The following is an 11,844-nucleotide window of genomic DNA, read 5'->3' as shown; positions in this document are numbered from 1 at the left end:
GCATAGTGACGAAACGGAGCGCTGCGAGACAATGGCTGCGAGAACAGTGCTTCGACAGTGAGGTCGGAAATGCATCCGAGACGCTTTCGACCGGTGGTCCTCCTGTTGCTGATCTCAGCATTGTGCCCAGGCGCTGGCGCCTTGGCACAGCAGAACTCGGCACAGCACAAGACGCCTTCGCTCGAAGATCTCGCGAGGGCGGCGCAAAACCCGATCGCGGATACGATCAGCGTCGGGCTGGAGAATATCGCCATGCCCAACACGGGTCCGCAACGGCAGACGGCCGACGTCTTCAAGATCGAGCCGGTCATCCCGTTCCGGCTCAATGCCGAATGGAATCTGGTGACGCGCACGACCATTCCCGGTATCGCGCAAGTGCGCTTCTCCCATGAGCAAGGCCGGATCGGCGGCCTCGGCGACATCAACCAGATTTTCGCACTCACCCCGTCCCATTCGGGCGCCCTGATCTGGGGTGTCGGCCCGACCTTCTCCTATCCGTCGGCGACCGACCCCACCCTCGGCTCGGGCAGATGGAGCGCGGGCCCGACCATCGTCGCGCTGACCATGCCGGGCCCGTGGGTGCTCGGGGTGCTCGCCAACAACATCTGGTCGTTTGCCGGTCCGAGCGACCGAGCGCCGGTGAACCAGATGATGCTGCAGTACTTCGTCACCTACAATTTCTCCGACGGGTCCTACATCAGCGCGAGTCCCATCATCACGGCGAACTGGCTCGCGAAGGGTCATGATCGCTGGATCGTGCCGGTCGGCGTGGGCGTGGGCAAGCTGTTCATGGTCGACAAGCAGCCGATCAATGCAGAGATCGGTGTCTACTACAACCTGCTCAAGCCCGAACAGGCATCGCCTTGGCAGTTTAGGGCAAGCCTCGCCTTGCTGTTCCCAAAGTGAGGCTGCGCTCGGATGGGACGCCGACCCGATCATTCCGGACCTGACAAGGCGCGCCGATGTCGAAACGCAATCGCTGGCTCATCCTCCTGACCGTCTCCGGCGCGCTGGCGCTCGTCGTGATCGACATGACGGTGCTGTATACGGCGCTGCCCAGCCTAACCTATGAGCTCGGAGCAACCGCCTCGGAGAAATTGTGGATCGTCATGTCCTACGGGCTTGTCGTTGCCGGTCTGCTTCCCGGCTTCGGCTCGCTCGGCGATCGCATCGGGCACAAGCGGACATTCGTCGCCGGCCTCATCATCTTCGGACTGGCCTCGGTCGTGGCCGCCTATTCGCCAACCGCCATGGCCCTGATCGGCGGGCGTGTCCTGCTGGCGGTCGGCGCCGCGCTGATGATGCCGGCGACGCTGTCGATCATTCGCATCACCTTTTCCGATGATCACGAACGGGCACTGGCTATCGCCATCTGGGGAGCCGTCGCATCCAGTGGCGCGGCCGTCGGCCCCTTGGTCGGCGGCGTCCTGCTGGAATACTTCTGGTGGGGCTCGGTGTTTCTCATCAACGTGCCGCTGGTCGTGCTGGCGCTGGTTGCCGGCCTGCTGTTGATTCCTGCACCGGCCGATCGAGCTGACCGCGACTGGGACCTCCTCGGTTCAGCGCAGGTGATGGCGGGGCTGATCGGGTTCGCCTACGTCGTCGAGGAGCTCGGCAGTCGCCAGTCTCCCTATGTCGTCCTCGCCGGCACGGCTGTCGCGACGGCCATCATGTTGACGGTCTTTGTACGCCGCCAATTGCAGCTCAAGGATCCTTTGCTGGATTTCACCCTGTTCCGGAACGCCGAGTTCACACTCAGCGTGATCACCGCGATCGTGGCGTCACTCGCCATCGCGGGCACCGAGCTCGCGATCAGCCAGCGCCTGCAGCTCGTGCTCGGCTACTCGCCGCTGCAGGCGGCATTGTACATCCTGCCGGCCCCGCTCGGTGCGTTCATCGGCGGGCCGCTCGCGAGCCTCATGCTCCGTCGCGTGGGAGCTGCCGCCACGATGTCCGGCGCGCTGTTGATCGCCGGAATCGGCGCGGCCGGCTACCTGCTCTGCTACAACGCCAGCCTGGCGCTGCAACTGATCTGCATCGCGATCAACGGGCTTGGGCTCGGCGCATCCATTGCCGCCGCCTCCAACGCCGTGATGAATCACGCGCCGGAAGGCCGCGAAGGCATGGCGGCGTCGATCGAGGAGGTGTCGTTCGAGCTCGGCGGCACGATCGGCATCAGCATTTTCGGAAGCATCCTGTCCGGAGTCTATACCGCGTTCATGGTTCTGCCCGACGGCCTCGGCATTCCCGCCGCTGCGCGCGACAGCATCGACGAGGCGCTGATCGCCGCCGAGCGGCTGCCGACCGAACTCGCTGCCATCGTCACCTCGCACGCCCATCGCGCCTTCGATCAGGCGTTCCTGACTGTCGTCTGCGCTGCGATGGTCGTCCTGCTCGGCACCGCCGTCCTGGTCCGCCCCCGAGCGGAGCGAACGGCCGCGAACGCGGCTCGTCAGCATGTCCCCTAGGCCGGCGGCGAAGACCCCTGATGCGCGTCGGTATTGGTGGCGATCACCACGCTGGCCAACGCGATGTCGCCGTCCGTCACGTAGTGATTGACCCGCTTGGGCAGGCTCTGACCGGCCTTGTACAGCTCGACGGACTCGATCAATCGTGTCCTGGTCAGTTCGGCCATGATGTAGTCCCGCTCGGCATTGGCATCCGGATCGGTGGCGTGCGTGATCTGAAAGGTCAGCCGGGTCAGCGACAGGCCCGTATCCTTCGTGCCGGCACCGACCCAGAGGACGGATTCATCGGCCGCAGGCATGGCGGTCGTCGACCAGAAATCGCCAGCTTCCCAGCTCTTCTCGGCGTGGGCGAGGTCAACGGCCCAGAACCGGACGTGATGACGCTTTCGCGGACTATCGCCGATGGCTTTCTGGAAGCCGATATCCTGGCCGCGACCGAACAGATAGAGGGTGCTGAAAGGAGCGCTGGGGTACGGCCTGGCGAGAACGAAGGCGCAAACCATGGCCCACGAGCTTGCCGGCCCCAATCGGTCCGCCTCGCACCAGCCGATCGCAGCAAAGCTCGCACGGAGCTGTCGAAGCGTGCCGATCAGGGCGAGATTGACGGGGTCGCCGGGCAATCCATCGCTGGTGATCGTGTAGCTGGGCACCCGCCGGCTCTGAAGTATCCTGAGACTCAATCGGATGACGCGTGGCAGAACGACATAGGCGGCGATTGCGTAGCTGACGCCGACGGCCACAATCCAGGGCAGCCTGCGGTTCGCCGTCTCGAACACCACGAACACGATCAGCCAGACCGTGAAGATCCCGAGCCCGGCGACCAGCACGCGTTGCAGGAGGCGTAAGAGCAGTCGCACTGGATCGGTCCGACGAAAGGAAGTGAGCAGCAGTCGGTGTTTTCCGGAAGGTGTCCGATCTCCATCACAATGGCAACACCGCACCTGAACACATGAAACGGCCCGGTCGGCGGCATTTCGACCAGCTCGTCCGCGCTCGGTTGCTCGACATCCGCAGTCCAACGCAATCGGACTGCGCGGGGCTTACGCCGACAGCCGCTCGGCGTTGGCCGCGACATAATCCCGATAGAGATCGACGACCGCCGCCGGGCTCGCGCCGGCCATCAGCTTCGCCGTCGCCTCCAGGGCTGCGGCGATCTTCTCGCTGACCATCAGCTCCGCCTCCTCGCCCGCATCGGCTTCGCCGCGCGCGAACTTTTCCAGCCGGAGCCGGATGACCTCTGCGGCTTCCATGGCCAGCATCGCGGCCGTGAACCAGGGGAACTGCGCATCGGCGGTTGCCGTCATGGACGGCCGCACCTGCAAGGACATTGGCGTTTTGCTCATCGTCATCGTCCGGCAAGATCAGCGGACATGCGAGGAATACGCTTCAACTTTTAATGATGCGGACGCACAATCATCGGCGATTTCGAGTCGGCGCGAACCACCCGTTAACCACCGGCGCAGCTCCCCCCATCGTCATTGCGAGCGAAGCGAAGCAATCCAGGGCCGCGGGCGTCGCCCTGGATTGCTTCGTCGCTTCGCTCCTCGCAATGACGTGTGGAGGGTTCGCGCCTCATCACCGCGGAGGACAACACTCTTGGGCTTCCTGTTCGTCCTCGCGGTCGGTCTCGTCGCCGGCACCTTGTCCGGCATCGTCGGCACCGGTTCGTCGATCATGCTGATGCCGGTGCTCGCCTACGAGTACGGCCCGAAGGAGGCCGTGCCGATCATGGCGGTGGCTGCCGTGATGGCGAACCTGTCGCGCATCCTGGCATGGTGGCGCGAGGTCGATTGGCGGGCGTGCGCGGCCTATTCGATGACGGGCATCCCGGCCGCGGCGCTCGGCGCGCGCACCTTGCTGATCCTGCCCTCTCAGGCCGTCGACATCACCATCGGACTGTTCCTGATGGCGATGGTGCCGGTGCGGCACTGGCTGGCGCGGCACGAGATCAAGGCCAACCGCTGGCATCTCGCGCTCGGCGGTGCGGTGATCGGATTTCTGACCGGCATCGTGGTCTCGACCGGGCCGCTCAGCGTGCCGCTGTTCCTGTTCTACGGGCTATCGAAGGGCGCATTCCTTGCGACCGAGGCCGCGAGCTCGCTCGGGCTCTACCTCTCGAAATCCGTCACTTTCCAGCGCTTCGGCGCGCTGACGCCGGACATCCTGCTGAAAGGCCTGATCGCCGGCGGCTCGCTGATGGCCGGCGCCTTCGTCGCCAAGCGCTTCGTGCTGCACATGAAGCCCGATGTGTTCCGCGTGGTGATGGATGGCATCATGCTGGCCGCGGGCCTAAGTATGTTATGGAACGCCATCCATTCCTGACCGCATCGATTCTCAGCCCCATGGCCAAGACCACGCTCTCCTTCGTCTGCCAGAACTGCGGCGCGGCCTATTCGCGCTGGCAGGGCAAATGCGAGGCCTGCGGCGAGTGGAACACGCTGGCGGAGGAAGACACGACGGGCGCGACCTCGGCGCCGGTGTCGTTGCGCTCCAAGCGCAAGGGCCGCACCTTCCAGCTGGAATCGCTGACCGGCAAGAGCATCGACGCCCCGCGGCTGTCCTCGGGCATGACCGAGCTCGACCGCGTCACCGGCGGCGGCTTCGTGCGCGGCTCGATCCTGCTGGTTGGCGGCGATCCCGGCATCGGCAAGTCCACGCTGTTGACCCAGGCCACCGCGATGATGGCGCGCGCCGGCCATCGCGCGGTCTACATTTCAGGCGAGGAAGCCGTGGCCCAGGTGCGGCTGCGCGCCGAGCGCCTCGGGCTCGCTGACGCGCCGGTGCAGCTGGCGGCCGAGACTTCGGTCGAGGACATCATCTCGACCCTGTCCGAGGGCGCCGTGCCCCGGCTGATCGTCATCGATTCGATCCAGACGATGTGGACCGACACCGTGGAATCGGCCCCGGGCACGGTCACCCAGGTGCGCGCCTCCGCGCAGAAGCTCATTCGCTTTGCCAAGAAATCCGGCGCGGCCATCATCCTGGTCGGCCACGTCACCAAGGACGGCCAGATCGCAGGCCCCCGGGTCGTTGAGCACATGGTCGACGCCGTGCTGTCGTTCGAGGGCGAGGGCTCGCAGCAGTTCCGCATCCTGCGCGCGGTGAAGAACCGTTTCGGGCCGACCGATGAGATCGGCGTGTTCGAGATGACCGGCCTCGGTCTGCGCGAGGTCACCAATCCCTCCGAGCTGTTTTTGTCCGAGCGCGACCTCGGCAGCCCCGGCACTGCAGTGTTCGCCGGCATCGAGGGCACGCGGCCGGTGCTGGTCGAGATGCAGGCCCTGGTGGCGCCGACCTCGCTCGGCACCCCGCGCCGCGCCGTGGTCGGCTGGGATCCGAGCCGGCTGTCGATGGTGCTGGCGGTGCTCGAGGCGCATTGCGGCGTCAAGCTGTCGGGCCACGACGTCTATCTGAACGTCGCCGGCGGCCTGCGCATCCACGAGCCGGCCGCCGACCTCGCCGCCGCCGCGGCGCTGGTCTCCTCGCTGGTCAATGCCCCGCTGCCGCCGGATGCGGTCTATTTCGGGGAAATCTCGCTGTCCGGCGCGGTCCGCCCGGTGGCACAGACCTCGGCGCGCCTGAAGGAGGCCGCCAAGCTCGGCTTTCTGCGCGTGGTGCTGCCGGAACGCGCACGCGGCGAGGCCGGCGGCGACGCCGGGCTTAACCTCAATACCGTCGGCGGATTGACGTCGCTGGTCGCTGACATTGCCGCCCGCGGCACCCCGCGTGCACGTCAAGCCGGCAGCCGGGACGACGAGGATTCGCGCGATCAGGGCCGCCGTGGCCCCAGCCATGCCGAAAAAAATGCCACACCAGCGAGATTCCGCCGCCAGGACGGCTAGGCGGACCGTGACGTTCGCGTGACTCGCCGCTATACAACGCCGCAACCGGGCGCGCGCAGGCCATCGCGTGCCGCCTCCGGACTTGCCGGGGAACCCTGCTTTCCTCCACGCGGAGGATCGGTCCTCGGTCGATTCGATGCGAACCTTGAAGCGAACCTTGGACCTGTGAAGCGGACCTGAGCAGCCGATGCCGATAACGATCCTCGATCTCATCCTGCTCGGCGTGATGCTGGTGTCTGGGCTGCTCGCGATGGTCCGCGGCTTCATGCGCGAGATCCTCTCGATCGCGGCGTGGGGCGCGGCTGCCCTGGTCACGCTTTATTCATTCTCCAAGCTGCTGCCGACCGCCAAGACCTACTTCAACAACGATACCGTCGCGAGCGTCGTCGTCGTCGCCGGTACTTTCGTGGGCACCCTGCTCATCGTCTCGGTGATCACGGTCAAGATTTCCGACATGATCCTCGATTCGCGCATCGGCGCGCTCGACCGCACCCTCGGATTCCTGTTCGGATTGGGCCGCGGCCTGCTGATCGTCGTGGTCGCCTTCCTGTTCTTCAGCTGGCTGGTGCCGGACAAGCAGCGTCCGGACTGGGTCACCTCCGCCAAGTCCCGCGTCGTCCTGCAGGGAACCGGGGATTGGCTGATGTCGCTCTTGCCTGATGATCCCGAGAACACCATTTTAAAGAAATTCAAGAAGAACAAGCCGGACGACGACCAGACTGACACCGAGTCGCCCGCAGCGGGCGGCGATGGGTACAGCAAGCCTGCCCGCGACAGCTTGAAGAAGCTGATCGAGAAACCCGCGGCCAAGTGAGCCAAGCCCAGAAGAGAGGCGCGATGGACCAGCACCACGATTCTTCCGGCGAAGCCCAAATGGATATCCAGGCGGATCTGGACTTCGGACCTCAAGCCTACACGAGAGACCCAGACCTAGACGGAGACACGCTGCGCGAGGAGTGCGGCGTGTTCGGCATTTATGGGCACAATGATGCCGCCGCGATCACCGCGCTCGGCCTGCATGCGCTCCAGCATCGCGGCCAGGAAGCCGCCGGCATCGTGTCCTATGACGGTGCCCGCTTCCACAGCGAGCGCCGCCTCGGCCTGGTTGGCGACACCTTCTCCCGCCGCGAGGTGATTGAGCGACTGCCCGGCAATGCCGCGATCGGCCATGTCCGTTATGCCACGACCGGCGCGACTATCCTGCGCAACGTGCAGCCGCTGTTCGCCGAGCTCGGTGCCGGCGGCTTCGCCGTCGGCCACAACGGCAACCTCACCAACGGCCTCACGCTCCGCCGCGAGCTGGTGCGCGCCGGCGCCATCATGCAGTCGACCACCGACACCGAGGTGATCCTGCATCTGGTCGCGCATTCCCGCCGCAGCAACTTCATCGACCGCTTCATCGAGGCTTTGCGCGCACTTGAAGGCGCCTACTCGCTGGTCTGCATGACCAACAAGAAGCTGATCGGCGCCCGCGATCCTCTCGGCATTCGTCCGCTGGTCTATGGCGAGCTCGAAGGCTGCCCGATCCTGGCCTCGGAGACCTGCGCGCTCGACATGATCGGCGCCCGCTACATCCGCGACATCGAGCCGGGTGAGGTCGTGATCTTCGACGAGACCGGCATGCACAGCCACAAGCCGTTCCCGCCGAAGCCGGCGCGTCCCTGCGTGTTCGAATACATCTACTTCGCCCGCCCCGACTCAGTGGTCGGCGGCCGCTCCGTCTACGAGGTGCGCAAGGCGTTCGGCGCGCAGCTGGCGCGCGAGAGCCACCCCGAGGTGGACGTCGTCGTGCCCGTGCCGGATTCCGGCGTGCCGGCGGCGATCGGCTACAGCCAATATTCGGGCGTGCCGTTCGAGCTCGGCATCATCCGCAACCACTATGTCGGCCGCACCTTCATCCAGCCGACCCAGGCGATCCGCGAATCCGGCGTGCGCATGAAGCACTCGGCCAACCGCGCCGCCATCGAAGGCAAGCGCATCATCCTGATCGACGATTCGCTGGTGCGCGGCACCACCTCGCGCAAGATCGTGCGCATGATGCGCGACGCCGGCGCCACCGAGGTGCATTTCCGCCTGGCCTCGCCGCCGATCCTCTACCCCGACTATTACGGCATCGACCTGCCGGACCGCGGCGGCCTGCTGGCGGCAACGCACTCGCTCGAGCAGATGCGCGAGCTGATCGGCGCCGATTCGCTGGCGTTCCTGTCGATCGACGGCATGTACCGCGCCATGGGCGAGCCGGCCCGCGACCCCGCCGCGCCGAAATACGCCGACCACTGCTTCACCGGCAGCTACCCGACCCACCTCACCGACCAGTCGCTGGTCGAGCCGACCCAGCAGCAGCTGTCGCTGCTGGCCGAGGCGAGCTGAGGCTCAAGCCGTGAGCGTGCAGGCCGTGAGCGTGCTCCTGCAGCTCCTTGCAACGACCGGCGACGCGCTCCTGCTTGCGTTCGTCGTGTTCGCGTCCCGCCAGGGCCTGAAGGTCACGCCGGACGATCGGCCGGATCGCAGCGGCCAGGCCAACTACGGCGATGGTGGCAGCGATACGTGAGGGGCGCATCAAAGATTGTGCGTCGTCCCGGCGAAAGCCGGGACCCATAATCACCGACAGCGGTTTGGCGGACAGCACTAGCCACAACCAGCCAACTCCATCATAACCGCCGCGGAGTATGGGTCCCGGCGTTCGCCGGGACGACGGCCGTGAGATCATCGTGATGACCCTTCCCCTCGCCAATCGGATTGCCCTCATCACCGGCGCCTCGCGCGGCATTGGCCATGCGACCGCCCGCGCGCTCGCCCGCGCCGGCGCGCATGTCGTGGCCGTCGCCCGCACGCAAGGAGGGCTGGAGGAGCTCGACGACGAGATCCGCAAAGAAACCGGCAACGGCGCCACCTTGGTGCCGCTCAGCATGACCGACAGCGACGGCATCGCCCGGCTCGGCGCCGCGCTGCATGAGCGCCACGGCAAGCTCGACATCCTCGTCGGCAACGCCGCCGTGCCCGGCCCGTCGTCGCCGCTCGGCCATATCGACCTCAAGCCGTGGAACGACGTCGTCGCCGTCAATCTCTCCGCGAACTTCCAGCTCATCCGCTGCATGGAGCCGCTGCTGAAGGCCTCCGACGCCGGCCGCGCCGTGTTCCTCACCTCGGGCGCCGCCCACAAGGCGCAGGCCTATCTCGGCCCCTACGCCGTCACCAAGGCCGCGCTGGAGACCCTGGCGCGCGTCTGGGCCCACGAGACCGAGCGCACGCCGCTGCGCGTGAACCTGTTCAGCCCGGGCCCGATCCGCACCCGCATGCGCGCCACGGTGATGCCCGGCGAGGACCCGATGACGCTGGAGACGCCCGAGCAGGTCGCCGAGTTCATCCTGCCGATGTGCCTGCCGTCCTGGACGGAGACCGGCAAGATCTACGAGTACAAGACCCGCACGCTGAAGAGTTTTCAGCCGCCGGCGTAAGACAGGCTACTTCGCAGCTCCGGCGATCGCCTCGCCGATGGCCGCGAGTTCGTCGATCTGGCGCTCGACCTCGGTCTGCCGACTGGCGAGTTGCACGGCAGCCGCCGGTGAAATCGACCTCATTGTTTCGACCAGGCGGTCGATCGCATTGGGATCATTGATGCCGAGTTGATCGACGATCGCCAGCATCGCACGCGGATCCTCCTTGCCTTCGATGCGCCAGGTGAGCTCGGCCGCGAGGCTGATGTCGTTCGGATTGAGCGACGGCTGGCCTTGCTTGATCAGCTTCATTGCCTCGGCGAGAGCGCTGCGCGCCTCGGTCTCGTTGTCGATCTGGGACCAGTCGCTCGCCGCCTCCAGCCACAGGCGGGCGTCCTGGGTCGTCCGCGCCTGCTGCTGCACCGCTGCAATGGCTGGACCGGCCACCGGTCCATGCCCGCCGAGAATCGCGCGGGTCACCACCCATGCCGTCACGTCGCGCATCTTGGCTTCATCGCTGATCTTGGCGACGACGTTCAGCGCACCTTCGATATCACCGTGATCGGCTCGCATCAGCGCGAGATTGTGCAGAATGGAATCGCGCTCGACGCGATCCCTAGCCTCGAATGCCGGGGCGTTCTGCGCAACAAACAAGGCCTCGCGATCGAACCTCATGGCACGATCGGTACGGCCGATCCGGAAATAGGAATTCGCGGCAATGCTCATACATTGAGTCCGTTCGCGTGGGTCCTCGACGGCATGCGTTGCCTTCTCGACATCCTGATCGCGCGCGAGGTCGACGAGCACCGGAAGCAGCGCCATCAGCGTGTTGCACTGCTCCTGCGACTTTCGCCCATTGACCCATTGCGGCCAGGGATCGATCAATTTGTCCGCGCGCTCCCGCAGGCCGGCGCTCAGGAGCAAACGGACCAGCTCCGCCGCGGTGTTCGCGCTGTCGGCATTCAATTTTCCATACAGGCGATCGCCGATCCGACGCACGGCGTCGGACACGTCGCTCGGCCCACGCGTGGACGCATCCTTGAGCATCAACTCCCAGGCATAGGGCTCGTTGGCGCTCTCGGCCTCCTGCCAAGCCAGTTCACGCAGACTCACGGCGACCGGGTATTTTTCGGCAATGTCGAGCAACTCGCTCACCGAGCCCAAACCGCCGCCCTTGAAAAGGCGCGTCGCACGATCGATCTGGCCCAGCCGCGCCCTGAGACGGCCGACCTTCTGCGGGATCACACTCGCATACTCGTCGCTCTCCTCGGCCTTCAGCGACGGCAAGGCGCGTTCGACCTCGTCGACAAGCTTCGCGGCGCGGGCCGTCTGCTCCTTGTCGAGGAGCTGACTGGCGACCTCGGCGAGTCCGCCGAGGCGCTCGACCGCCGAGGCTCGCTGCCGTGCCAGCTCGATCGCGCGGTCGAAACGTCCGGCCTGCGCGATCCAATCGATATCCTCCCACGGCGGCGAATCCGGAGCGTCGGAATGAATATGCGACAGCGCGACCTTGAGGTCGCCGGGCGCCAGCTCCTGCTCGGCGAAGGTGACTTGGCGGCGGACGAAGCTGTCTTCCGGCAACGTCTTGGCGAGCCTGAAGACGGTGGACGCCAGACATTTGACCGTGGGAGCCGCACCACAATCGACGGCCTGCCCCTCGGCAGCAGCCGACAGGATCAGGCCCATCGCGGCCGTCAGGCCAAGCGGCCACCGGAGCATGCGGATCATCTTTCCCTGCAACATGCGCGACGTCGTAGCGCAGTGGAATAAGCCAGACAATGCACGGCGCAATTGAGGCTGTCGTCATCTCCTCCGTGCTCGCGCGACAAGGAATTTTCGTGGCACCGGAGGCGACGATCAGCGCCGCATCCTTGACGTCCCGCCTGCCGCTACGCGACCGGATCATGCCCGGCTTTTGCAACACCCACAGCCGTCGTCCCGGCGAACGCTGGGACCCATAACCACAGGCGGTCATGTTTTCAGATGATGGCAGCTCAGACTTCTATCCCCACGCACATCACGCGGTATGGGTCCCGGCGTTCGCCGGGACGACGGTGGAGGACTTGGTTGGCGCTTCCTACCTCATGATGCTCCATC

11 protein-coding genes are annotated in these 11,844 nt (G+C 65.9%); 8 read left to right on the top strand and 3 right to left on the bottom strand.

Annotated features, from left to right (window positions below; all coding sequences use genetic code 11):
* Positions 1 to 141: 141 nt before the first annotated feature.
* Positions 142 to 906 (top strand): hypothetical protein, encoded by a 765-nt coding sequence (locus HL666_RS28660; RefSeq protein WP_246741646.1) that lies wholly within the window; start codon positions 142 to 144, stop codon positions 904 to 906.
* A gap of 56 nt (positions 907 to 962) precedes the next feature.
* Complete coding sequence (locus HL666_RS28655) at positions 963 to 2,468, top strand: MFS transporter (RefSeq protein WP_172184888.1); 1,506 nt, start codon at positions 963 to 965, stop codon at positions 2,466 to 2,468.
* Here the strand turns inward: HL666_RS28655 and HL666_RS28650 are convergent.
* Complete coding sequence (locus tag HL666_RS28650) at positions 2,465 to 3,295, bottom strand: LssY C-terminal domain-containing protein (RefSeq protein WP_311976551.1); 831 nt, start codon at positions 3,293 to 3,295, stop codon at positions 2,465 to 2,467. The genes HL666_RS28655 and HL666_RS28650 overlap by 4 nt on opposite strands.
* Positions 3,296 to 3,508: 213 nt before the next feature.
* Positions 3,509 to 3,811: a hypothetical protein gene (locus HL666_RS28645; protein WP_172184873.1), complete on the bottom strand. Its 303-nt coding sequence runs from the start codon at positions 3,809 to 3,811 to the stop codon at positions 3,509 to 3,511.
* Positions 3,812 to 4,064: 253 nt separating this feature from the next.
* Between HL666_RS28645 and HL666_RS28640 the strand changes: the two genes are divergently transcribed.
* The 6 genes from HL666_RS28640 to HL666_RS28615 all read left to right on the top strand — a co-directional run bounded on the left by HL666_RS28640 (position 4,065) and on the right by HL666_RS28615 (position 9,768).
* Positions 4,065 to 4,790: a sulfite exporter TauE/SafE family protein gene (locus HL666_RS28640; protein WP_172131995.1), complete on the top strand. Its 726-nt coding sequence runs from the start codon at positions 4,065 to 4,067 to the stop codon at positions 4,788 to 4,790.
* 20 nt (positions 4,791 to 4,810) lie between these two features.
* Positions 4,811 to 6,310 (top strand): DNA repair protein RadA, encoded by a 1,500-nt coding sequence (radA, locus tag HL666_RS28635; protein WP_172109374.1) that lies wholly within the window; start codon positions 4,811 to 4,813, stop codon positions 6,308 to 6,310.
* A 187-nt stretch (positions 6,311 to 6,497) separates the two neighbouring features.
* Positions 6,498 to 7,124, top strand: coding sequence for a CvpA family protein (locus HL666_RS28630; protein ID WP_172109375.1), 627 nt, complete (start codon positions 6,498 to 6,500; stop codon positions 7,122 to 7,124).
* A 59-nt stretch (positions 7,125 to 7,183) separates the two neighbouring features.
* Entirely contained in the window at positions 7,184 to 8,680 is a 1,497-nt protein-coding gene (gene purF, locus HL666_RS28625; protein ID WP_246739034.1) for an amidophosphoribosyltransferase, read from the top strand.
* Positions 8,681 to 8,690: 10 nt separating this feature from the next.
* Complete coding sequence (locus HL666_RS28620; RefSeq protein WP_172107823.1) at positions 8,691 to 8,861, top strand: hypothetical protein; 171 nt, start codon at positions 8,691 to 8,693, stop codon at positions 8,859 to 8,861.
* A 163-nt stretch (positions 8,862 to 9,024) separates the two neighbouring features.
* Positions 9,025 to 9,768, top strand: a complete 744-nt coding sequence (locus HL666_RS28615; protein WP_172184871.1) for an SDR family NAD(P)-dependent oxidoreductase — start codon at positions 9,025 to 9,027, stop codon at positions 9,766 to 9,768.
* Between the two features lie 6 nt (positions 9,769 to 9,774).
* On the opposite strand, the gene HL666_RS28610 is transcribed toward HL666_RS28615, so the two are convergent.
* Positions 9,775 to 11,466: a hypothetical protein gene (locus tag HL666_RS28610; RefSeq protein ID WP_172184869.1), complete on the bottom strand. Its 1,692-nt coding sequence runs from the start codon at positions 11,464 to 11,466 to the stop codon at positions 9,775 to 9,777.
* Positions 11,467 to 11,844 lie beyond the last annotated feature (378 nt).

This window comes from Bradyrhizobium aeschynomenes, from assembly GCF_013178945.1.
GTDB classification, from domain to species: Bacteria; Pseudomonadota; Alphaproteobacteria; order Rhizobiales; family Xanthobacteraceae; genus Bradyrhizobium; species Bradyrhizobium aeschynomenes.
This window is presented reverse-complemented; position numbering and strand designations above follow the sequence as displayed.

Bases quoted from the DNA above. Each gene is read 5' to 3' on its own strand.
- HL666_RS28615 (WP_172184871.1), top strand. From the start codon at position 9,025: ATGACCCTTCCCCTCGCCAATCGGATTGCCCTCATCACCGGCGCCTCG.
- HL666_RS28655 (WP_172184888.1), top strand. From the start codon at position 963: ATGTCGAAACGCAATCGCTGGCTCATCCTCCTGACCGTCTCCGGCGCG.
- purF (WP_246739034.1), top strand. From the start codon at position 7,184: ATGGATATCCAGGCGGATCTGGACTTCGGACCTCAAGCCTACACGAGA.
- HL666_RS28645 (WP_172184873.1), bottom strand. From the start codon at position 3,811: ATGAGCAAAACGCCAATGTCCTTGCAGGTGCGGCCGTCCATGACGGCA.
- HL666_RS28630 (WP_172109375.1), top strand. From the start codon at position 6,498: ATGCCGATAACGATCCTCGATCTCATCCTGCTCGGCGTGATGCTGGTG.
- HL666_RS28610 (WP_172184869.1), bottom strand. From the start codon at position 11,466: ATGCTCCGGTGGCCGCTTGGCCTGACGGCCGCGATGGGCCTGATCCTG.
- radA (WP_172109374.1), top strand. From the start codon at position 4,811: ATGGCCAAGACCACGCTCTCCTTCGTCTGCCAGAACTGCGGCGCGGCC.